Raw genomic sequence first — 22425 nt, 5'->3', positions numbered from 1 at the left:
TCAGTTGTTGGCCTGCGTGTCCATCCGTATCCCCTAATGCGGAGAGTGGAATGAGATGAATGACAGAATTGAAGCAGCAATAATAAAGTTGAAAGCCGATGCCGCTGGAGTCGTGTTCACGGGCTTCGTCACGAACGCTCATGTTCAGCCCCCCGCTATGTTGAAGGGGGAAGTCTGGAGGCATGTCTGCGCTGATGGATTTGGAACATTTGCTGACAGCCATCGGATTGAGACCTCCGATATTGTCCAGATTCATGCTCGGGGAGATAGTTTGTGGGTCACCACCCGCAGTGGGAGCGACTACGGAATTCTCTCTTTTACGCCTCTTGGCTGGACGTACTTTGCCAATTTTTATCAGGCCCATCAACGGCTTGATACGCTACCTCCCGGATCACCGACTTTCCACATGTCATTACCACCCGTAGAGAAGTTCGGCTTAGCGAAAAAGCATGCCGAAAAATCTAAGCTCAAACCTGCACCGCTCAACCGAATAGATCGCAAGCGCGAGCTGCGCGGCCCTAGGGAAAACACAGAATATATGAACCGCATGGAAGCTTTCGTTCAGGAGACCATAGAGACTCTCGCCCGAAATGGTGCAAAAACCTTCGATCCCGAGGAATGATTAAGCATCCAACTCTAGCAACCCTGTAAGCCCATGAACTAAAAAAAGGTGCTAAAAAGATGGTCAAGCTGGCCGATCTCGAATCAGATCTTAAACTTCGTTTCCCTAGGGCCTTCCAAGACGATATCGCCCCCCAATTTACGTTTCGATGCGGCGAGGGATGGTTCGCGATAGTGGCAACACTCTGCTCACTTGTATCCGAGGCGAATGGACATCTCGGCCAAGCGCCGACGCATCTGCTGAGCGTCGTAGAAAAATTGGGGACCCTACGGATCTTGGTAGCCGGTCGCAACCCTCATGCTAATGAATGGGTAAAGTATGCAGAACGACATGCGCTGCACACGTGCGAGATATGTGGAGGAAGCGGCAAGCTTTTGTACATTGACGGCTGGCAAAGGGTGCGCTGCGAGCCGCATAAGCTGTACATCCGAGAATTCGATGCGGACTAATAGCAATGTGTGAAAACTGCACATTGCTAATGTATCTATTTGGATGCACAGACCCTGCCTGCTGATTTCTGTAACGCTATATTTTTGCGTAACATGACCTACGTTACGTAAAATTTTTGCGTTACAAAAATAAAATCGGTGCTGCTCCGATGCTTTGCCACTCTAGCCCTCCAGCGACCGTCCACTGGCAGCTATCAGCTCGATAGCGGCCTTCCTAACCTACGCCCAGGCTAGCAAGCACTCCAAGCTGAGCATAGGCACAAGCGACTATGTGGGCAAATCTAATGTATACTCATCTCCGTTTTTTATCTTCTCAAGCAACTGCCGCAGCAGATTAGAATATCGGTGTGCTTGAACCTCACTGCCATTCATTACAGCACAGTGATATTTGTTATCGAAGGATTTTATATCAACACCCGTTGTATTTTTCAATATCTCAAGTAATTTATTCGCATCATGCCACCCTTTGAAACCTAAACTTACTCCTAACGTGGACGGTGTATGCGGAAAGTTCACATTGAAAGCTAGCCCGTCAGAAGTGTTAGCTATCCCATAGAGCTTGGCTAATGCTCCATCTGACTCGGAGACATTTGCAAGTACAGTATAATCAACTTGTATGGGATTTTTAGGAATATCAGAACGCACTAGCTCATAGGTCCTTGCCAATAAGGCACGCAGCAACTTTGGGTTTACATTCTCTAAGGCTTGATTCGCACCAAAAGCCTTGTATACCCAACTATAGTCATGCGCAACGATACTTTTTATGCGGATACTCTTATTTTCGGATACCGATATAAGGCGCTCACGTCTAGGATAGTCACTAACTTCTTTGCTCGACCACTCTAAATGGTATATATTGGGAATCAACGCACCACTTTCAGAAAGAATTTCATCAATGTCCGAAAGAATAGCCCTGATATTTGGATCTTCGGCACTGTAACCAATGAAAATAAGCGGATGTTCCGCAAAAAAGGCGAGCATTTTGGCGCTTAGATACTTCTTCTTTTTCAGAAAGTTATCATAGTCCTCACGCGTAATGACTATGCTCCTAGCATCCGAAGCACATCCATGTATCTTGAATATCTCACCTATGCTTGAATGATTTGCATAGAGTATCTGCTGCCCAATAATCGGGGTAAACTTAGGAAAAATACTCTCAAGCAGACAGTCATAATTGGTTGTGATAATTGAATGAGGGTGAATTTTTTTTAGCAGTTCAATTTCTTCCTTGCCCGTAGTAACCGTTTCATTCAATAATCTCTTAAAAACTTCGCATACTGTATATTTGAAGTAAATATCAGACTCATTACCCGAGCCAAATAGATCACTAGGAAACTGGTCCTCACCTCCACTCCAAGCCCAGTCATTGAATTTCTCTGAGAATACAGTCCCAATGTCGACCAAGTTAGGATAGCGCTGCAAATAGTAAGCAAATTTCTTATCGATTTCGGGGCAAATTTCACTTAGCGAGTGCAGTAACTCTTCCCAATTAGGTCCATCAAGGTATCTTTTGGTAAGGCCTGAACCTACGAAAAGTATAGGCTGGCACCCCATCGCCTCAATGCAAGTTTTAATATCATCGGTCACATCGTCTTTATACTTTTCATAATCGCTCATACACACTCCCTAGTGTTTTTTGCTTGCTGAGCGAGGGGCGGCCACCTGACGAGACTCGTCAAGGATCTCGGCCCCCCAGTGAGCGAATCAAGAATAGCCACTAGCCATCCTGACTGGCTAGGGGATTGAACAAGATGGACAAATTTAGTTCCTTGGATGGTAACCACAGAATCCTAGATCTGTAAACGCTCCATGAACCCACCTAGTCAAAGGTGGGTCGGTACGGGTAGCTCGGAGAATCGGCGCCTTTTCCGACAGTAGCTCACCACCTCGTCTTCTGAATGCAGCAGCGCTGGGCGGCTTCAAGTCAGCCCCCGCAAGCAGACTCCGGGAGGCCTACTCCCGTCTTTGATACAGAATCACAGGCTGACGCCAGAGTTTGGTGACACAGCCCAGTAAAGGATTTTGACTCGGTTACAGGGGGATTCAGAAAAACGAAAACTACGAGTTCGAATACCGCTATCTTGATATGCAATTCGACCAAGGCCGCAAATCCATCTGAGTAAATTTTCGGAAGTCCAAGGGCATGGGAGACAGACAAACTTTTTCGATTTTTTTGTAGGGTCGCATCATGGCGAGCTGGCTCCAGAAAGAAATCGGGAGCACAGCATCAAGCTCCAGCTATCGGCTTGGAATAGGAGGTTCTTGGAGCGGATACGAAGTATAAGGCTCCGCACCCAGCTCTTAAGATGCCTCCTTACTTACTCACTTCAGCAGCGCTGAATACCTCAACAAATCCAATTCGTTTTGTTCACCATATCTTAACGTCTCGATTAAACATGATAGAAATGCATGAATGCATTCAGCCTTACCTTCTCCCGAATACCAGCGAGCCTCAAAACTTCGCCCAACAAATATTTCACTCTCAAGGACGAGAACCCCATTTGGAAAAAAACTATTCCTCACGTTTATAAAGTTATCTACTATCGTCTTCTTTTTCTTAGGCCCTAGAAACGAAACAATAAATGACGGGATAAAAAGCAGGTCATAAAGCGTTATATCATCACTTTCCACATGGTGCTTTTGGATTCTTCTAATCTCTCTAATCTTTGCTAGGGCTTCATCACCCTGGCTATTAAGATTTGATTTAATCTCAAATGCGGCGCCAATGGTATCGGCCAAGTATAGCCTATTACTATCGGTTGCCACTGGAAAGCTTAAAGAGTAAGGCTGCTCGATGACACCATCAACTTGCCCGGTTTCCTTCCCAGTAGCATCTACAATAGTTCCACTGCCAATTCGATAACCTGGGGGTAGCGCAAGTGATAAAAGCTTCTTCTTGACCGCTTCTCGCTCAGCACCAGCGATAGATGATGAGTAGTATTGAGAGTCACGATGAGCCTCCATCAAATTAGAGTGGATATTCTCGAGCTTTCGCTTAAACAATCTATTCATTTATCACTCCTTCGATATATAGAATCAAGACTAATCCACCACAAATTTCGACCATAACCTACCTCTTCCAGTGGCAGATATCAATACATACTTACATGAGATTTTGCCTAAATATGAAATTTAAATCGACGTCCTCCGATAAACTTGCCGCATGGTCGCGGCAAGCAGAATCCCACCCGACACTCATTTCTATTTGCCGAAAATAGTCAGACATTACGTGTATTGAGGGCATTTTCGTGCGATCTAACATGTTAAACGCGTAAATCGCTGCTCATCTTTAGCTAAGTGGGGTTTAGGGAGCGCTTACAAAGTGGCGGCTGTGGGCGGAGGCCAGTGGACACCCAGAAATGCTAAGCAAAGGCGGGAGTCCTACACGCTCAGGCTGAAGATCCGCCGCCTCACTTGCTTCACTATCTCATTGTTTTTTTGAGCTACGTTTAGTCATTTTAGCTGGAGGCCGCAACTCAGATGTAGCAATGGTTTTATCTTCCTTTAGGACCGTGCCCAGATCTAGTTTGGCTTTGTCCGAGACCCTAATAAATTCCTTCACGAAAGCGTAAACTAAATCTGACTGCGGAAATGAAACGCTTTCAGAAAGTGGCTCAGGCGGCGCGACCAAATTTTTCTGTACTGGGCTTGCCACTTTCAGTCTTAGCTGGCAAGTCGTGCCTGGAAAAATCTCAATCGTTAATACCTTCGGCAACTGCTTAGGAATTTCAGTAATTAGCTTCTCATTATCCGTGGACACTATCCACGAATATTCCAGCCATGAAATATCACATATAGGAGGTTCAGCCCAAGAGAAATGCGTATTAAGTGTTTTTTCAATTCCTTTCGCTGCCCTCGCCCATGCAACGTCCCAATATACCGGTCCTGCGAGACCTGCAAATAGCCCAAACCAGACATAGACAGATGGATGTTTACGAGCTAAGTCTTTAAGTAAAAAGAAGTGAGATGTTCCTCTTCCTACCAAGAATGCAGCCAGTGCTATTTCAAAAGCAACGGTAAAGGAATCTGTTTGGTAGCATTCCACAGATGCTTGAACACTCACGAAATCTCTAAAAGCTAGCACCCTATGTTCAACAGAATCGCTTAATAACTCATCAAATACTCTATCACGTGCAGCGACGTGGGAAGGCTCGAAAAGATCTCCAGGCCGAGACTCTTGTACTAATTTTAGCAATTGCGGGAGGCCTTCCGCGTCATTCCATCTAAATCCGACTCTTCTCCAAATTGGAATAATGTCCGTCAACGTTACGGATCTTTCCAAGAACCGTTTATCTTCGGATAGTATTCGAAGTCGACGTAAACACTCCTCTGAAACCGAATCGCTGCGGTGGGCAATTGCCGATTTGGCGACTGCAAAACTGAAGGTAGCATTAGCTCTCGATAAGGGAAGGGAAGATACAGCTGGGTCAGAGTCGCTCTGCGCAAGGATTTCACCCAAAATAACTGACGGCCACCGATCGGGCCGCTTCCAAAACACGTTACCAGTATTTTTAAGGCTCTCTACAGAACGTAAGTCATCAATACTCACCACTCTGCCAAATTGGCTTAGGGGATAGGTCTCAGTGGCATATGTGTTAAGCCAAGAAAAAAGTTCAGCCGTTTTACCCGTTGGAAGAATGACCAGCGCAGGAGATGCATAGCCAATCTCCAGGCTTTTACTTGAAAAGCCGAGGACCGCACCTTGCCTGCCCTCCGAAAACAGCTCATATGAGCTTTGTGTCTTAAATTTCGCCCCCATCATCGAAAACAATGCATCCGGGAGATCATCTCTAGACGAAAATAAGTATCTAAGATCTGTCATGCTTAGTCATCCGGAAATATGTTATCGAGCCCAAATAGGGTTGGCCTAGCGAACGCGCTTTCCACTTTAACCGTTGTGTCACCGGTTTTATAAACGTTCAGCGCTGTTTTAGCTCGTGTGACTCCTGTGTAGCTCAAGGTCGTCCGCCGCAATGGAAACTTGCGCAGCCCTTCTGCACCGAATATATGAACACCTCTAAACTCCGTCCCCTTCGAAGCATGGAGAGTCATTATATGAATTACTGCATCACTGGAAAAAGTAGCACCTTGGTCCACCCCATGTGTACAAATTTTTTCAGCAAGGTCAGTTTCTAATAAATACTTTCTGACTTCCAGTCTGTCCTCTTGCATCGGACAAAATATACCCAAAGCCTCCCCTGGGAACGCATCTAGCTGGACAGCAATAATTCTGTGCATTTCTTCAAGCTGCTCCTGCCTTGTTGCGCAAGTATGCAGCACGGCACTCGAAGCGCCTTGGATCGTCGGATCATAATTACAAGTGGACTCTAGTGACACGCCGCCTTTTGGGGGAGACATAAGCCGGTCTGCAACCTTTGCGATTTCTTGACCTATTCGAAAATGCTTTGTCAGCGCGTGCGTTTCCAATCCGATTTTTTCGGCTATATCCATACCATCTTGGTGATAAATCCCTTGCCTATCATCTCCACAGACACAAATTTTGTCAGATAACTCTAGCAAAGCTTTTAGCTCGCCGACGGAAAGATCTTGTGCCTCATCCACAAAAATAGCGCTGTACATCTTTTCTGACTGCCTAGAAGCGTTGGCGGCAACCAACTGTGCAAGAGCAGCGGCCCGAGAGTCATCATCAAAATCACCCTCTGCCCAACTCAAGTTTTGTCGGAGATTTAGCTTTACGTACTCAGCCGCCCAAGAATGGAATGTTCTAATTTGTTCCGGCTTAACGAATCCTTTGTTAACAGCTCCGCTCCGGATAAAATCCGCTAGGGACCGGGTATAAGTAATAAACAAAATATCCTTCTCACCACTACCCACCATGACTTCGGCACGTAGTAGTAAAAGATTAGTTTTTCCAGAACCTGGTGGGCCAGACAGTAGATATCGTCCTTCCACTGGGAGACCAATAAAATCTTTCTGCGCTTGGTCCATTTCTTTTTTACTGCGCCACCAATTATTATTCATCCGTCGCCTCCCCTAAACCTAAATCTTTATTCTTTAGTTCCTCAACATTAGCGCCAGCCGCATTAACGCTATCAAACAAAGTCAAGCCCTCGGCCACGACGACCGAAATATCTTCAACAATAGACGTTGCATTTGTCCCTCCACCCGCCTCAATAGTGGTCGTACCAACAACTCTGAAACGACATGAGCCGAGATTAGAATCCATTCCCGTGCTTATAATTCGACCTGCTAAAAGCACGTTCGCCGTCGTTGAATATAGCCCATCCTGCCATTGCAGCATCATATGCACAGCTACTCTAATTGTTCGGGAGCAGTCAAATTGAAATGTCGCCACCCAATGGCTATTAAGGTGAGAGACTGCGCACTCTAGTGGCAAGTCAGTACCGCAGGCTGAAATTAGTAACAACCTTATTTTTTCATTCAATGCAGTCTGATGTGCCTCACGCTGAAATTTAATCTGCTTTTCATGTTCGGGCTGTGAAGCAGGCCTCAGTTTTACCCGCTGCTTTAGCGAAGCCAATCCTAATGCGGCTTCTGAGGCGGCAAAGTCATCCCATTTAACAAGAGAGAGACGAACTGCTAAGTCTTTCATAAGACACTTAGCCGCCAGCCCCTTGAGGTATGCCAATCGTCTCGAATCTCCATCCTTGAAGCTGGGCGGTTGAAGAAGAACGGCTTTAGCTACCAGCCATCTATTTCCTGTCTCCATTTCGGCTCTGAAAACGGGTTCTTTCATGATGAGGTCGTGTAAAACTGCTCCAACCTGATACAAGTTTAACCCTTGCCATAATGCAATCGATGGTTCATCAAGTCTGAACAAATACTCGGGAGAACTATACTGGGCTGTCGAGAGGAAAGGCCGTAGATTACCTTGATCAGTTTCAGCGGCATCAGGCCCAGGGTCAAACTCCCTCACTACACCTAAATCTAGTAGCTTTAACTTAGTAAAGTCACCGGATACATGTATATTCTCCGGTTTAATATCTCTATGGACAACTCCATAATTTTCTAGAAAACGCACAGCACTGATTAGCTGAATAATTAGAGACTCGACGCAATCATCTGGAACATCTCTCAAAACATTCTTAAGCTGTGGCCAACAGACAAACTCCATTTCCACGATTGCAGTGTCTTCATGGTACTGAATGTCGTACGTTTGGACTAAATTCTCGCATTCGTGATTTATGAGTCTCCCCTGCAACTCAAGACGCTCCCTCTCTTTCGAACCTTCCTCGGAGCTAATGAACCTCGGATCGAACACCTTAAACGCTCGCATTCCTCCTTTGGCGACAGCCTTGAAGACTGCTGCCGAGCCGCCTGCGGCAAGAAACTCCGGTTCTTCAGGTGTTCCATGACGTTTTAGATACGTTTCTAACTTCTTCTGTAAATCCGCTATTTTCTCTTGAGACAAATCTGGCATACCTAACTCCTTTAGGTGCCGGTGGGCAGGCTTGCCGTTTGGGCAATCGGCATTTCCGCAGTCCAGATTGCCATCATCGCCGGATGAACGCTACGCCTTTGAATCTCGCTAATTCTTCATCCATTCCTACGTCAGAAATCGCCAATCAGCATGAGCTGAAAAACGTCATAATACCCTATCAATCACCACTCCCAGACCACCACGGTACTCTCACAAAGCTGGATGGCTCGGTATCAGCTGACAGTCCACAATTCGCTAGGCCTTTTCGTATGGCTCTGGCTCACCAATTCCTTCAGATAGACAAGCTAGGCTTGCTGGGCACAGTGGCAACCCGTAGCGCCGCACGCCGCATCGATCATTGATCTCGTCTAGCACGCTCACCTTGTCGGCTGCCATCGGTTGTGAATGAGCGAAAAGGTCATTGATGAATTCACATGGGCGCCTGAAATTCATCAGCAACAGCTCGACCTCGCGGTATCTGAAGCCTAGGCGGAACAGGCGGTTGCCTGTGCGCATGTTCTTAGGTTCGGTGGCGAGCTAGATGGAGTCGATGCGATTCATCGCAAAAAGTCTCGAAAAAAGGTCCGCAGGCAGCAGCATTGTGAGGGGCCGGTGAACACACCTTCCGGACCTACTCGATAAGGGCGATTGTGTCCGCTTATCTTTAAGCGGACGCAATTACCCTTAACCCAGGATCGCCATGCGCCAACGTAAGTCCTACCCGAAATCCTTCAAAACCCAAGTCGCCCAAGAGTTCGAGCAACCTGGCTTCTCCGTGGCAGCTATCGTCACTGTATCAACCAAAACGTCGTTCGACGGTGGATACCACTGTTCTGCGATCAGCAGACGGTCGCGCTGCCAGCGTTTGTTGTGAATATCGCGGTCGCTGCCCCCAAACCAAAGCCTCAAGCGTCAGCGATCATCGAGCTGCCATTGGGCGAGCAACCGATCACGGTGAGATGGCTAATCTCAGACCCTGAAGGATGTGCCCGTTTGGCTAGACGTTGACGTTGCTGCTGCTGCTGCACGACAGCGACATAGCCTTGATAAGACGTAAAGCTGGACTATCGCATTGACGAATATAAAATGCACAGGTGCGATATTCGTCACCGCTTGATCACTACCCCTCACTCGAACTGCCGGCACGTCGCCATCAGGGTTAGCCTAAAATCAGTAAAGGAATCGACATGCCAGCAAAAATGGACTCTGATAAATTTTATCGAATCGACCACCCCCTCCTGCATGACCTTATACTTCACGATGGGAAGATCTGCCCTGCTCCCCATAGTGGCCATATCAATGGCCGGAACATTGGTCGCCGCCAGGCTGTGGAAGGAAAGCTTTACATACCTCGCAGTAGCTCTATAGAGCTACCGTCTGAATGGTGGGACAAAATCGAAATTTGGGGGCTTATCGCACACCTACCTGACGGCACCTTGGTTCCGATCTACGAGCGAGGCACCCCGAGACCGTCCGACGAGGCAACTCAACAGCAGATGGCCCTGGAGATCGGCGCACTATACGAAGCGAAGCGCTCCGAGTTAATTCAGTCAGTGGTTGCCACTATGGGTGAGTCGAAAGGGCCTGAGGCCGAAACCATCTTAGGTAACATTCTTCACAACCTGACTACTGAATGGTCACAGAACGACATCCGACGCCAGTTTAGCGGGTTCCTCTACGCATTACTTGCGCTCAAACTGATCAACCCGAAGCAGCAAGGCGAACTACTCCACGGCTTTAATGAGGTATGTGATACAGGCATCAAACTCCGGGGATATCTCCAGGAGCTGCGCCGCTGAACGGCTTGTAGCCAATGCGTTTTTTCATAACGCAGGCGCCAGGATTAGAGCACTGCTGAATGGGGGGCTCTTAGATATGGCCCTGAAGACTCATGAAAAATGCGCTTGATGGACCGAGGAAGTGTCCGCAGTATCTCAAATTTGCGGTACACCAATATGTTACAGCTTCGGGTTAGAAAGATGCGTTCGCCAGGCGCTTACGCATTAAGGGCGATGGTATCCGCTTGAAAATACGCGGACACCATCGCCCTTAATGCTGGAGTTCGGAAGGTGGCTTGGCCGGACGTTTACGTAGCATTCTCAGTATGTGCCGGTTCAAATCGACATAATCTGGACACTAGAACGAGCCCCTCACCATCATGAACCTAGTTTGGAACTAACCTGAGACCAACAGATTTTCTGGTAGTCCTAATTCCATCCTGATTCCCTGCCACAATAACTGGCGCAAGACCAAAGAGAATTGGCGCGAGGTCTTCATGAGTAACATTCAACTCAGCAGCAATCCCTTGAAGCGACTTCCCTTGATCGCGTGCAAACCCTAAAACCTTTTGCAGCACTTGAGATGTTTCTCTCCGGGATGAGTCGATTTCGGTAGTCCGGGCTCCCATTGCAGAGAACTCAATACAAAGATCTCTATACACCCACTCAGTAATTATTCCGACCTTATGCAGACGATAGGTCAGAGCCATCGCGGACACGTTCCAATGTTTTTTGGCCTTCAATATGTCAGCCGTCGTCCTGCAACCAGATGCATATGCAAGGATACTATCTCTGGGCATCAATAAGGCAGACGCAAAAGCATTTGCCTCCGCCTCTATCTCTTTCCCCTTGTTTTCCCCATGGCGGTGAAGCACCAAATGCCCAAGTTCATGAGCAGCATCGAACCTGCTGGCTTCACTAGACTTTTGAGTATTGAGAAAAACGAAAGGCGTGGTTCCCCGGCGCCAGCAAGAAAAAGCATTCACCTGATTAGTTTCTTCGGCCAACGAAAATACCCGCACCCCTTTCGACTCCAAAAGATGAACTAGGTTTTTGATGGGGGTTTGGCCAAGAATCCACTCGGTCCTTACGACCATGGCAGCAGACTCAGGATCCATACCAAAGCAATCCGGAATGTCCGCATCTGGCAGATTAAACTTGAGGTCAATCCAATCTGCGAGCAAATACGCAATACCCCCTGCCGCCAACGCAGCGTCACGCTGACCAGCCGTCATCCTCGAAAAGGATCGAAAGCTAGCGTTGTCACCAGTGGGTGCCTCAATGTCATGCCCTAAAAAGAAACTCATAGGGAACCTCAAGACCTGGGCAAGCATTCCTAAACTTTCGGTTGTCGGCTCTTGAGCACCGGTTTCATAAAGGGTAATCAGCTTACTGCTAAGACTTGCACGTTCAGCGAGCAATTTCTTGGTCAAACTCCGGCGCTGTCTAGCAAGGATGAGACGGTTGGGATTGAAATCGCTTAATTCGTTCATGATCTCGGAGTGACAGGAATATCTATGTCTGGGCTGGATGCCGGTCCTTGGGATTCGTCAGGCTCGCCGAGTTTCAGCGGTGGCATGATGAACCGAGGGGCCCAGTCGTCAACCTTTTCATTTTCGGCCATATTGATCGGACGAGAAAGCTCGTAATGAACGACACGATTGGGAACATCTACATGGAAAAGCAAAATCCAAAGCGTCTGCTCTTGATTACGTCCTGGAGTGAAACGTTGAAGCTCTTCCAGTGATACAGGAAACAGGTCTTGCTGCCCCGCATTGTAGTAAACGCTGCTAGTCGTTTGACTCCCACGCTTATTGCGGGTCAGGGGTTTTTGATTTGGATTGCCCGTGTTGGCATCACCGCAGATGACAGTGATTGCATGCTTACCATCCGGAGAGACGACCCTTGGCTGGTTGCGCGGATCGTCAGAGGTCCAGCCCTTAGCAAGAAGTTTTGCTCGCAGCGCTCGAATCCCATGAATCCAGGCAAGCGTACCTCCCGAACCTTTCGGGTGAAGAGGACCAGCGCTTACGAATGATCTGAAGCAATCAAACATCGTATCGCGTAAATCCGACTCCGTTATCCCAAAGAGATCTTCGATGGCGCGCTCAGGAGGGACGTCACTGTAAGCAAAATCTTCGCTATGCATTGAGGGTATGCCTCTAGGGATCTCCAGATATTCTACATCATTTGATGTTGAAAAAAAGGAAATGAGACGATAGCTGACCAAAACATTTTGGTCAGCATCGCTAGGCCATGAGGTCTGGTGCGCGAGTAGCTATGCTGAGGATCGTCGCTACGATGCCCTGTCATTATCGGTGCCAAGCGTCAGACCCGCCTCGCAGACGCACAAAGGGCTTAGTCAGGTGGAGACCAGAGCGGTAACGGCTTGTGAGTATCATCCATACAGCTTTGATGGCGCAGGTATTCGCCTAGGAAATCTAACTGGTCCGTGGATGCGGCTGACCGCAGATGGCATCTGCGCGAAGCCGTAAGCATTGCTACAGACCTGTACTTGAAAGTGCTGTTCTGTTCGATTTTGAAGGGGGAAGCACTGATAACTTCAGGAAAAAAGTCCTTTCGCATCAAGCCTGCTACTGCTTTTTAGTAAAAACCTTTAGGGCTGCGGGTCAGGCATAATGCTATCAGGCACACGATAATCACAGCCATAAACATCCATAAACAGACATAGAGAACCCTTTTGTTTACCTTGACTGATCTACCTAAGAGCATTTTTGAGGAATTGCAGGACAGATACAAGAAGGGCGTATCTGATGCAGTCTCCACATTCGATATGAACGAAGCCGATGAAGACTGCCTTACCGGTGCCCTGGGCCAGGCACTGGCGATGCCGAGAGAGCAGTTTTTCAGCTACAAGGGCGGTAACGCATCCGTGAAGGTGAGCCATACAAAACTTCGCGGCCGAGGAAAAGGAGCCCCCGAAAAGCTATACGGCTCTGATGGTATATTTCAAATTGAAGTTCTAGACCATCAGGGCAGACTGCTAATGTCCAAGGGACTACCCTTTCAATCCAAGAAAAACTGGACTCACAAACTTACTGAGTTATCCAAGCAAGCTGCGAAAATGGAACTGCATACTCCTGGTGGCATAATTATCGATTTTAGGGCAACTGGGTATACTGCGTGCATGGCTGACAGTATTTTAGCATCGGGTGGTAGCAGAAATAACTTTTCAATGCAAAACCTAGGCGAATTATTAGCGACCGATTTTCTGAACTGCAAAATCGGCACTAAAGGCTTATTTTTTGATACGAAAAAAAAGGCTTATGACAATAGAGAAAAAGATTTTCATATAATAACAACCGAGATCGAACTATAACCACAGCGACCATTGTTATTTAAATAACGCTCATCAAGCCATACAAAAATCTCAGTGCCGCAAGTGTTGGTGCTGATTGAAACTGATGCAAGAGGCCAGTTTTCATTAAAGGCAACACCGCTGCCTCAAACTCGACCGGACGGGGGGATAGGCATATCCACAGTCTTCAAAATCGATTCAACATCCCGATCTGAAGAGAGCTTAGCCCCGTCCGGAGCGGGACGATCAATGCGCCCCATCTGAAAACCTTCTGACCTAATATGGTATGCGATTCGCTGCCACCTAGCCTTCCAACCAGCCTCCCGCGCAGCGTAAAGTGCAATTTCTGCCTTTAACCTATTATTCTCTGCCAAGAGCGATGCATTATCGGCGACTGCATCCATCCGAGTTTTTGCGATGCCGCCTTTTAACGCAACCTTAGCAGTCCCAAATGCAGCTTTGATCTCAGGCCGCGAATTTAGTGCTTGGCGAGTAAATCCAGAATATTCCTCAACTAAACTCCACGATAACTCTCCGGTTCGTTCTCCCCTAGCCCAGCAATCAAGCTCATGAATAATCAAGCGTATATCTACGCTCGACATGCGCCGTGCCCTTACTGGTTTCTGGTCACTCATGTGCTTTTGCCTCAAGCTTGAAGGAAACGACATCTACTCCGTGATCCGTGAGCTGCTTCTGCATAATTACTTTTTTCTTATGTAAGAAATCGAGCCATTGTTCGCTCGCCCCTGGCCGCTTAGAAGAATACTTCTGGGTCGCGGTCTCAATTTGCACCACATTAATTTTATAAAGCCTTAATGTCTCTTCCTTAGCGGCCTCATCTCCTTTAATCCATGAGAACTCATCACATTCAGCATGACATTCTACCCCTTTGGGGCAAGGGCTTTGCGCGAACGAATGCGAGCATATACCGACACCGAGGTCATGGATAGCTCGTGTACGAGCAAGGAGAAAAGCATCCCGCTGATGCACCGGTAATTGGTGGTAGGTGTCAGCCAGAGGCCCGCCCACCTCACCTAACTTAATCATTTCACGGAAGATGAGTGCTTTTTTCTGCGGACTCGAATGCTGATATGCCTTTGTATCGCGGGGATTCGAGCGATTGAACCAATGCGTCTGCATAAGCTCGCTGAGTCCCCCCTCGTCCAGCAAGGTATTCAACGTGTGCCTAAATTGGTGGCTTGTAAACTGTAGCTGTAGATCCTCGCCTACGTATTTTTTTACCAGATTTCGAATATCATGTCTGATAAATCTCGTAAGCTGTGCATGAGAAATAGGCTGAGCAATCCACTTAGCATAAGCTCCTGATGAAGTCCCCAAGAACCGTAAGAGCAGCATGTCCTCAGCAAAATACTTCTTTCCAGTGCTAGCAATTTTGAGCGGCATTACCTGACGACGATCAAAATGTGATCTGCAATATCCAACAATACCTTCTCTGGTGGTAAAGTATGAAATCTTGCCTGTCGCTACGCCTGCGGAGTTCGGCCTGGCATCATCAGGAAACGCAAAACCATTCAGCCTTGCCCACCCGTTCAGACCTAATAAGTTCGGCAGACCAAGATCAATGAGATCCTGCTTATAGAACCGATGCATGGATGAGACATTTGGAACAAATGTCAAGTCTGGACCATTATTGAGTCTCATACGCTGCGCAGTCAGTCTCGGGCTACTGCTTAAATACTCAAACTCTTCCATGCACTGCTTTATAACCTCCTCGGCTTCAGTAGGCACATACACCGCCTCCAAGGGGTCGGGCTCATCTGCGCTCGATGCTTTCCCCGGAAAGGTGTAAATTCTTAGCTCACCATTGGGGGCGGGCGGGAAAGACTGAATGGGGAGCATTGCCAATTCACTAAATCGACGGCCCAGAAATGCAAGAAACGTGAGCATCACGACATAAATTCTTAGATTGTGATCTTTTGGAACATCTACAAACAGCGCACCGATAGATTCCAGCACTTTTTCCGAAACCATTTTTTCGGACTTGGTTATCTCAGACTCCGCATCTTCTAAACGACGCTGTTCCCGAGAGTTACTAGATAAAGGCCGTTTAAAAGCCGAATAACGATAGCTTAATAACGAATTACATAAATAATTAGAATCACAATAATCAGCGAATTCATGGATAGACTTATGCATGCCATAAGCAGTAGATTCGGAGTACACGGCACTGATCTCCGCACACGCCTTATCCAAAATCTCGTGAGTCAGTGCCCGCAGCGGAGTGGTCCCTGCGAAGTGCACTATGCATCCTGCCGAGGCCACAAACTTTCTGATATTTGCCATTGCAGTTGGCTTCCTATGGAAACCCAGCATCATAAGAGCTTTGATTACATCCCCCCACTCTCCAGTGAAAGGCTTGGCACCCAACTTAGGAGGAGTGATAAAATTTATACTTGCATCCCCGGCCCGCTTACCTGGACTAACAGAAAGCGGACCATCTGTAATTAACCAAGTAGATGCGTACCACTCTACCGCATCAAAGCCCAGAGGAACTATTTTTTTTGCGCGCTCAACTAAAAGACGCACATTCTTTTCTCGATCAATCTCCAATCCGGAAACAAACGGGACCACCTTAGAAATTTTTCTCATGCTACTTTACTTTCCTCGCACAGTGTCACTACTTGCTTGACTGCGTAAAGGATCTCGTCAAGCTGAACAGCGATGCGGGAGTTCCCGGCGCTGATAGCTTTCTCACGCTTACTAAATAGGAATTCAAATACCGACTCATGGTCAGCCTCAGCATAAGCCTGGAATTTAGGGCATTTGTAGCATGAGTAGGGTGGATACAAACGACAGAGATCATTCTGTCCACAGACCCCAACCTCCTCCCCAACATCCATACAGGGAATGATTTTACTTGCGTCACCTGCATTTATGACAGCCTCGCCCTCCCGCACCACTCGACCACGAAAATATTTCAGAAATCGAGCATAAAAACCTACAAGTGCCTTATCCAAGTGCTCGACAATACCGCTAGCCAACTCAAAGTAAACCTGAACATGTTGTAAGTCTGAATGATCAAGAATTTCTGCAAGCTCACGCCGTGAAACGCCGTCGAGAACCAAATTAGTCGCTAGCGTATATCGTAACCTACGCGCAGAAATTATTAATAACCGCCGGGTTATGGGCGACATAATCTCGTGACGACGAACAAATGAGCGAAGCAGTTCCGTAATTCCGAAAGAGGCATAGTTGTAGGACTGATCCAAACGCCCGCTTTTTTGCGCAAGCAAGTTGGTCTTTTCGTTGATAAACATTGGTCTTGGCAGGAACACCAACTCACCACGGACCATCACTGAGCATTCAATGCTTCTTCCTGCTGCGATCATGGCCTGCAAGTACTCTGCGTACTCAGTAGGAATTGGTACTTGCTTCATATCATCGCGGGGATGTTTTAAGCGCTTTTTTATTCGAGGGTAGTTTAATACCCACGTAGGAATGCTGCTATTGGGAGTGAGGTTAACGAGATCAGTTTCCAACAGCTGAGTAAGGTTTGCTGGATTTCTACCATGGGCAATAAACAGAGCTAATGCAGCACGCTCCTGTAACTGCTTCAACGAGCTATCCGTGGAGTGCGCCATCGCATTAATCAGTTGCTGAAGCTCTAAACCTCGATTTAACGGCCCCTTATCAACATGTTCACTACGAACTGACTCCCCCTTAGGGTTACCAGGGATGGAAATGCTATCAAGCTCTAAGGCAAATGCCTCACAAAATCCAATCTCAGGATAGTTTTCAGAGCACCAAATATACCAGCGAATTGGCCTGTACATCCTCCAAAGTTGGCGATCTTCTCTAGTCGACTTCAAGGCGCTCTGAAACAAGCCTATGAGGCCCTCTTTGAAATCGTCAGACAACGCTCTCTCCGCCTCTGCGCGCTTAAGGATCACATACCAAACGTCCAGAAACATGACCTGCCCTGCATGAGACGAAATCGTCCTTGCACGGTCAACGCAGTATAATTGTAAGGAGAGACGGGCTGACTCATTTTTAATACTCGAAAACCGTGAAACTTCACTCCGCAGTGTCGTTGGAAAATACCAGTCCGCGCCAGTAGTATCTAGCGCATGCCCCTCGGCGGTTGTTACCTCTGCTGGGATCTGCTCCCACTCATAGATATCGAAAAGTTCTTTTATAGCCAAAGCATTATTCATTTTTGAAATCCGGTATCGACGCGGACTGATATTTTCTCAACGTATTATTAGCCTCATCGACAATTCCTGCTCTAATATACGTGTCCTGCGCTTCCAGAGTGCCATCACCACGCAGACCTGCGAGGGCTTGTCGCCTGCTATCTTCATCGTGCCCGTCAGCTCGGAGCTTTTGCTCAACTGCCGTGGAAAAGGTATGCCGCATCATTTTGGACGTCAGGTTTTCCGGCAAAACTTTGGGGAATGTTTGGCGTACCTTCCTAAAGTATTCCCCCAAGGAATTCAAGGAAAGTGGGTCACCCACGTCGCTGACGATGAGGTAGTTATGATCTCGGGCATCTCCGTAATCCATCATCGCCTCACGATGGACTTCTATATACTCCGCAAGCTCTCGTTCAAATTGAGGGTTATCCAAAGGCAGAACTCTGCCAAGCCTTTTTATTTTTGGCTTAACGCGTCTTGTATCATTTGGATCAGCAGGTCTACGGATCACTCTTATTTCTGAGATACGCCCGAATACGATATCGTCAATTCTTAAGCTTAATAACTCCCCCATCCTCAACCCATACCTCAGCATAATCGTCACACATATGTAGTTCCGAAAGAGCACAGATTGATTTTTGCCGTAAGCATCAGGATTACTGTAAGAGACTGCGGCCTCAAATTCCTTTCGATCAGAATCAGACAGCCCTTTCCTCATTGACGACACGGGCGAAGCTTGAGCTATAAATGCTTTATCTATGAGCCGCTCTACCAATTTCAGATGGATTCTCACTCGTTCAGACATCGGATCCATACTGCTCAAACTTGTAATCTGAACGTTGAAACACCACACCAAGAAAGCTTTAACTGTGCCGAGACGCTGATTGAAGGTCTCCTCACCGACGGCAACTTTGGTTGATATAATTCGCGCAAGACTCCTCAGGTTCGCTCCAGATCCAGCAGCTGTTTCTTTAACCGAATGACGTAGGCGCTCGATTAACCCCCCATTTATTTCAGCCTCAGTGAACATGCGGTCGGAACGTATACGCTGCTCAAGATCTACCCCTCTCTCCTCAAACCACGACAACGAGATCATCAACTCCCTCGCGTTACGCGTGAGAGTATTCGCGCTAAGCGCCCTGCGCGAAAGAAGCCACTCGTTCGGAGCCGCCACAGGAAAGCCTTCCCTATCGAGAATTAGGGGGATTTGCTCCCCTGAGGGGTGATGTAGTGGTCTAATGATTCCGGACACTCATTTAGGCGAGAATATCGCCAGATATAGAGGTGTCTGATGACCAAGCAACGCCGTACCTTCTCCGCTGAATTCAAACGTGAGGCCGCAGGCCTCGTGCTCGATCAAGGTTATAGCCATGTCGAAGCTTCTCGCTCGCTTGGAGTGGTCGAGTCTGCGCTGCGTCGCTGGGTTAGCCAGCTCCAGCAGGAGCGCAATGGCGTGACGCCTCAGAGCAAAGCCCTGACGCCCGAGCAGCAGAAAATTCAGGAGCTGGAAGCGCGCATCGCTCGTCTTGAGCGGGAGAAATCCATTTTAAAAAAGGCTACCGCGCTCTTGATGTCGGAAGAACACGAGCGCTTGCGCTGATCGATCAGCTAGGTGCCCATGAGCCGATCGAATTGCTGTGCGAGATGTTCGAGACACCTCGCTCGTGCTACTACGACCATTGCCAGCGGCGTCGGGCTCCAGACACCGAGCGGGTTCGTTTACTCAGTCGAGTCAATGAGCTGTTCGGGCAAAGTCGAAGCGCTGCTGGCAGCCGCAGTATCGTTTCGGTATTGCAGGAAGATGGCGAGCAAATTGGCCGGTTCAAGGTACGTGGCCTGATGCGGGAACTGGGATTAATCAGCAAGCAACCTGGCTCTCATGCTTATAAAAAAGCAACAGTGGAGAGGCCTGACATTCCGAACATTTTGAATCGGCAGTTCGATGTACCCGCGCCCAATCAGGTTTGGTGTGGCGACATCACCTACATCTGGGCGCAAGGAAAATGGCATTACCTGGCGGTGGTTATGGATCTTTATGCGCGTCGGGTGGTGGGCTGGGCGTTTTCAAACAAACCGGACACGGACTTGGTCATCAAGGCGCTGGACATGGCTTATGAGCAACGCGGCAAGCCTCAGGGCCTGCTGTTTCACTCAGATCAGGGCTCCCAATATGGGAGCCGACAGTTTCGCCAGCGGCTTTGGCGATACCGCATGCGCCAGAGCATGAGTCGCCGAGGTAATTGCTACGACAACTCGCCGATGGAGCGTGTATTCCGCAGCTTGAAAACCGAGTGGATACCCGCCGTGGGCTACATGACGGCCCAAGAGGCACAGCGGGATATCAGTCATTATCTGATGCATCGCTACAACTGGGTTCGGCCACACCAGTTCAATAATGGACTGGCACCCGCTCAGTACGAGAAAAAACTTAACGTCGTGTCCGGGATCAGTTGACCACTACAGTGACGGATGATCTCAAGCTTCATGTCGTTCCTTTACACGATTTCTTATGGCGACTTTTTACTTTACATCTGCCCGTTATGCCTAACTTTTTATTATTTTTTTTGACGTAAAGAAAAGGCCCCAGACTCTTTACAGAGCTGAGGCCTTCGTCTACGGCAAAAATCCCTTTGATTACTTGGAGTTATCCAAAAATAGTAATCAGAAAATCTTTACATTTTCACCTTATGAGGGTCAGAACGGAATATCGTCATCAAAGCTGTCGAAATCAGCAGCTGGCTGCGGCGCTTGCTGTTGCGGCGCAGGACGCGAGTCGCGTTGCTGTGGCGGCTGCTGGTTGTAGTTTTGCTGAGGTGCGGACTGCTGCGGCGCCGATTGCTGGGGGCGCGACTGCTGTGGACGAGGTGCAGACTGGTTGTAGTTGCCGCCACCCTGGCCCTGTTGAGCGTCGCCCTGTGGACGGCCACCCAGCAGCTGCATGGTGCCTTGCATGTCTACGACGATTTCAGTGGTGTAGCGCTTGATGCCGTCTTTTTCCCACTCGCGGGTTTGCAGCTTGCCTTCGATATACACCTGCGAACCCTTGCGCAGGTATTCGCCGGCGATTTCGGCAACCTTGCCGAACATCGAAACACGGTGCCATTCGGTCTTTTCGACCTTCTGGCCGGTCTGCTTGTCAGTCCATTGTTCGCTGGTTGCCAGACTCAGGTTGGTCACGGCGTTACCGTTAGGCAAGTAGCGAACTTCGGGATCCTGGCCGCATGTACCGACCAATATGACTTTGTTAACCCCACGGGCCATAACGTTCTCCTAGGCTTCGCACGCTTCTGATGCTGGGTTGACCAGCTTCTCGAGAGAGGCGCGATCCAATAATTTTGTGTCGAGTTTTATGTAGATGGCTGCCTCTTCAGCAACCACCACTGCATCTGTCACGCCGGCTACGGACATCAAACGCTCTGCCAGGCCTGCTTCACGCTGCGCTTGCGGCGACAACGGCAGACGTAGGCTGGTCACGTAAGGCGGTTCTCGCATGGTGACTGCGAAGACGAGCCAGACGGCGGCCATGGCTGCACCGCCAAGGAACACCACATCCAGACCACCGTGCTGGAACAACCAGCCGCCCAGTATCCCACCTGCGGCCGAACCAAGAAACTGGCTGGTTGAATAAACGCCCATCGCCGTGCCTTTTCCGCCGGCCGGTGAAACCTTGCTGATCAGCGACGGCAAGGACGCTTCCAGCAAATTAAATGCCGTGAAGAATACCACTGTTCCGATGACCAGTGCCCGCAACGTATCTCCGAATGCCCAGAAGAATAGCTCAGCCAGCATCAAAACTGTCACGGCGCCGAGCAGAACACGCTTCATTTGACGTTTCTTTTCGCCATAGATGATGAACGGGATCATGGCGAAGAAAGAAACCAGCAAGGCGGTCAGGTACACCCACCAGTGCTCCTCCTTGGGCAGACCGGCTTTTTCGACCAAAGCCAGCGGCAACGCCACGAAGCTGGACATGAGCATGGCGTGCAACACGAAGATACCCAAATCCAGACGCAGCAGGTCCGGATGACGCAAGGTTGCCCCCAGAGCCTGCTTCGCAACCCCGGACTCTCGGTGGAGCAAGGGACCATTGGCCTTGGGCACAACGAAGGCGACGATCAGGATACCCAGCAACGCCATGCCACCGGTTGCCAGGAACAGTCCCGATAAACCGAATGCGCCGGTGATCACCGGGCCAACGACCATCGCGATGGCAAAAGACAGACCGATGGTCATGCCGATAGTGGCCATTGCCTTGGTTCGATGCTGCTCGCGAGTCAGGTCAGAAAGCAACGCCATGACGGCGGCAGAGATCGCGCCTGCGCCCTGCAGGACGCGCCCGGCGATAATCCCCCAGATGGAGTCGGCATTGGCCGCCACCACGCTACCGATCGCGAAGATGATCAGCCCGAAATAAATGATCGGTCGTCGGCCGATCCGGTCGGAAAGTATTCCGAACGGGATCTGCAGCACCGCCTGGGTCAGGCCATAGGCGCCAATTGCCAGACCAATCAGTGCAGGACTCGCGCCCGCCAGGTCCATGCCATAGGTTGCCAGAACCGGCAAAACCATAAACATGCCAAGCATGCGGAACGCGAACACCAGGGCCAGACCGCCTGCTGCGCGGGTCTCGCCGCTACTCATACGCTCGCTGTGGGTGTCGTGCATGGAATAACCTCGTGTGAACCGGCGGCGATTCTACCA

The 22425-nt window shown here is 48.8% G+C and carries 17 protein-coding genes; 4 read left to right on the top strand and 13 right to left on the bottom strand.

Features of this window, described 5'->3' with window-relative positions:
* Window positions 1-55 precede the first annotated feature (55 nt).
* Window positions 56-622: a hypothetical protein gene (locus tag I9H09_RS03500; RefSeq protein ID WP_236502312.1), complete on the top strand. Its 567-nt coding sequence runs from the start codon at window positions 56-58 to the stop codon at window positions 620-622.
* 716 nt (window positions 623-1338) lie between these two features.
* On the opposite strand, the gene I9H09_RS03495 is transcribed toward I9H09_RS03500, so the two are convergent.
* The 5 genes from I9H09_RS03495 to I9H09_RS03475 all read right to left on the bottom strand — a co-directional run bounded on the left by I9H09_RS03495 (window position 1339) and on the right by I9H09_RS03475 (window position 8473).
* Window positions 1339-2688: an SIR2 family protein gene (locus I9H09_RS03495; protein ID WP_236502313.1), complete on the bottom strand. Its 1350-nt coding sequence runs from the start codon at window positions 2686-2688 to the stop codon at window positions 1339-1341.
* A gap of 705 nt (window positions 2689-3393) precedes the next feature.
* Window positions 3394-4083: a DUF6602 domain-containing protein gene (locus tag I9H09_RS03490; RefSeq protein ID WP_236502314.1), complete on the bottom strand. Its 690-nt coding sequence runs from the start codon at window positions 4081-4083 to the stop codon at window positions 3394-3396.
* Between the two features lie 415 nt (window positions 4084-4498).
* Window positions 4499-5893, bottom strand: a complete 1395-nt coding sequence (locus I9H09_RS03485; protein ID WP_236502315.1) for a hypothetical protein — start codon at window positions 5891-5893, stop codon at window positions 4499-4501.
* Between the two features lie 2 nt (window positions 5894-5895).
* The gene (locus I9H09_RS03480) at window positions 5896-7053 is read right to left on the bottom strand and encodes a UvrD-helicase domain-containing protein (protein WP_236502316.1); all 1158 of its coding nucleotides are present in this window, start codon (window positions 7051-7053) and stop codon (window positions 5896-5898) included.
* Window positions 7046-8473, bottom strand: a complete 1428-nt coding sequence (locus I9H09_RS03475) for a protein kinase domain-containing protein (RefSeq protein ID WP_236502317.1) — start codon at window positions 8471-8473, stop codon at window positions 7046-7048. The genes I9H09_RS03480 and I9H09_RS03475 overlap by 8 nt, the downstream gene beginning before the upstream one ends.
* 1187 nt (window positions 8474-9660) lie before the next feature.
* On the opposite strand from I9H09_RS03475, the gene I9H09_RS03470 reads away from it, so the two are divergent.
* Window positions 9661-10272, top strand: a complete 612-nt coding sequence (locus I9H09_RS03470; protein ID WP_236502318.1) for a hypothetical protein — start codon at window positions 9661-9663, stop codon at window positions 10270-10272.
* 365 nt (window positions 10273-10637) lie between these two features.
* Here I9H09_RS03470 and I9H09_RS03465 read toward each other — a convergent pair whose 3' ends face one another.
* Together I9H09_RS03465 and I9H09_RS03460 are read right to left on the bottom strand one after the other, a co-directional pair.
* Entirely contained in the window at window positions 10638-11744 is a 1107-nt protein-coding gene (locus I9H09_RS03465) for a helix-turn-helix domain-containing protein (protein ID WP_248972596.1), read from the bottom strand.
* Window positions 11741-12400, bottom strand: a complete 660-nt coding sequence (locus I9H09_RS03460; protein WP_236502633.1) for a hypothetical protein — start codon at window positions 12398-12400, stop codon at window positions 11741-11743. Before I9H09_RS03460 ends, I9H09_RS03465 begins: the two co-directional genes overlap by 4 nt.
* Before the next feature lie 552 nt (window positions 12401-12952).
* Between I9H09_RS03460 and I9H09_RS03455 the strand changes: the two genes are divergently transcribed.
* Window positions 12953-13591, top strand: coding sequence for a hypothetical protein (locus I9H09_RS03455; RefSeq protein WP_236502632.1), 639 nt, complete (start codon window positions 12953-12955; stop codon window positions 13589-13591).
* A 125-nt stretch (window positions 13592-13716) separates the two neighbouring features.
* On the opposite strand, the gene I9H09_RS03450 is transcribed toward I9H09_RS03455, so the two are convergent.
* Genes I9H09_RS03450 through I9H09_RS03435 form a run of 4 tightly spaced genes read right to left on the bottom strand, consistent with a single transcriptional unit; the run spans window position 13717 to window position 18820 of the window.
* Window positions 13717-14205: a protein kinase gene (locus tag I9H09_RS03450; protein WP_236502631.1), complete on the bottom strand. Its 489-nt coding sequence runs from the start codon at window positions 14203-14205 to the stop codon at window positions 13717-13719.
* The gene (locus I9H09_RS03445; RefSeq protein ID WP_248972595.1) at window positions 14198-16180 is read right to left on the bottom strand and encodes an integrase; all 1983 of its coding nucleotides are present in this window, start codon (window positions 16178-16180) and stop codon (window positions 14198-14200) included. Before I9H09_RS03445 ends, I9H09_RS03450 begins: the two co-directional genes overlap by 8 nt.
* Entirely contained in the window at window positions 16177-17745 is a 1569-nt protein-coding gene (locus tag I9H09_RS03440; RefSeq protein WP_236502636.1) for a site-specific integrase, read from the bottom strand. Before I9H09_RS03440 ends, I9H09_RS03445 begins: the two co-directional genes overlap by 4 nt.
* Window positions 17738-18820 (bottom strand): site-specific integrase, encoded by a 1083-nt coding sequence (locus I9H09_RS03435; protein WP_236502635.1) that lies wholly within the window; start codon window positions 18818-18820, stop codon window positions 17738-17740. Before I9H09_RS03435 ends, I9H09_RS03440 begins: the two co-directional genes overlap by 8 nt.
* A gap of 195 nt (window positions 18821-19015) precedes the next feature.
* Here I9H09_RS03435 and I9H09_RS03430 point away from each other — a divergent pair.
* A protein-coding gene (locus I9H09_RS03430; protein ID WP_122346372.1) for an IS3 family transposase occupies window positions 19016-20178 on the top strand; the annotation gives its coding sequence in 2 pieces (ribosomal slippage) (window positions 19016-19271 and window positions 19271-20178; 1164 coding nt in all).
* Window positions 20179-20418: 240 nt separating this feature from the next.
* Here I9H09_RS03430 and I9H09_RS03425 read toward each other — a convergent pair.
* Window positions 20419-20985 carry a single-stranded DNA-binding protein gene (locus I9H09_RS03425; RefSeq protein ID WP_024691629.1) on the bottom strand — a complete coding sequence of 189 codons (567 nt, stop codon included), beginning with the start codon at window positions 20983-20985 and terminating at the stop codon, window positions 20419-20421.
* Between the two features lie 9 nt (window positions 20986-20994).
* Complete coding sequence (locus tag I9H09_RS03420) at window positions 20995-22389, bottom strand: MFS transporter (protein WP_005887108.1); 1395 nt, start codon at window positions 22387-22389, stop codon at window positions 20995-20997.
* Between the last annotated feature and the right edge of the window lie 36 nt (window positions 22390-22425).

It is taken from the genome of Pseudomonas tremae (genome assembly GCF_023278125.1).
Taxonomy (GTDB): Bacteria; Pseudomonadota; Gammaproteobacteria; order Pseudomonadales; family Pseudomonadaceae; genus Aquipseudomonas; species Aquipseudomonas tremae.
Note: the sequence above shows the minus strand (reverse complement) of the source record. Positions and strands in the feature narration are given on the sequence as shown.

Bases quoted from the DNA above. Each gene is read 5' to 3' on its own strand.
- I9H09_RS03500 (WP_236502312.1), top strand. From the start codon at position 56: ATGAATGACAGAATTGAAGCAGCAATAATAAAGTTGAAAGCCGATGCC.
- I9H09_RS03495 (WP_236502313.1), bottom strand. From the start codon at position 2,688: ATGAGCGATTATGAAAAGTATAAAGACGATGTGACCGATGATATTAAA.
- I9H09_RS03490 (WP_236502314.1), bottom strand. From the start codon at position 4,083: ATGAATAGATTGTTTAAGCGAAAGCTCGAGAATATCCACTCTAATTTG.
- I9H09_RS03485 (WP_236502315.1), bottom strand. From the start codon at position 5,893: ATGACAGATCTTAGATACTTATTTTCGTCTAGAGATGATCTCCCGGAT.
- I9H09_RS03480 (WP_236502316.1), bottom strand. From the start codon at position 7,053: ATGAATAATAATTGGTGGCGCAGTAAAAAAGAAATGGACCAAGCGCAG.
- I9H09_RS03475 (WP_236502317.1), bottom strand. From the start codon at position 8,473: ATGCCAGATTTGTCTCAAGAGAAAATAGCGGATTTACAGAAGAAGTTA.
- I9H09_RS03470 (WP_236502318.1), top strand. From the start codon at position 9,661: ATGCCAGCAAAAATGGACTCTGATAAATTTTATCGAATCGACCACCCC.
- I9H09_RS03465 (WP_248972596.1), bottom strand. From the start codon at position 11,744: ATGAACGAATTAAGCGATTTCAATCCCAACCGTCTCATCCTTGCTAGA.
- I9H09_RS03460 (WP_236502633.1), bottom strand. From the start codon at position 12,400: ATGCATAGCGAAGATTTTGCTTACAGTGACGTCCCTCCTGAGCGCGCC.
- I9H09_RS03450 (WP_236502631.1), bottom strand. From the start codon at position 14,205: ATGAGTGACCAGAAACCAGTAAGGGCACGGCGCATGTCGAGCGTAGAT.
- I9H09_RS03445 (WP_248972595.1), bottom strand. From the start codon at position 16,180: ATGAGAAAAATTTCTAAGGTGGTCCCGTTTGTTTCCGGATTGGAGATT.
- I9H09_RS03440 (WP_236502636.1), bottom strand. From the start codon at position 17,745: ATGAATAATGCTTTGGCTATAAAAGAACTTTTCGATATCTATGAGTGG.
- I9H09_RS03435 (WP_236502635.1), bottom strand. From the start codon at position 18,820: ATGATCTCGTTGTCGTGGTTTGAGGAGAGAGGGGTAGATCTTGAGCAG.
- I9H09_RS03425 (WP_024691629.1), bottom strand. From the start codon at position 20,985: ATGGCCCGTGGGGTTAACAAAGTCATATTGGTCGGTACATGCGGCCAG.
- I9H09_RS03420 (WP_005887108.1), bottom strand. From the start codon at position 22,389: ATGCACGACACCCACAGCGAGCGTATGAGTAGCGGCGAGACCCGCGCA.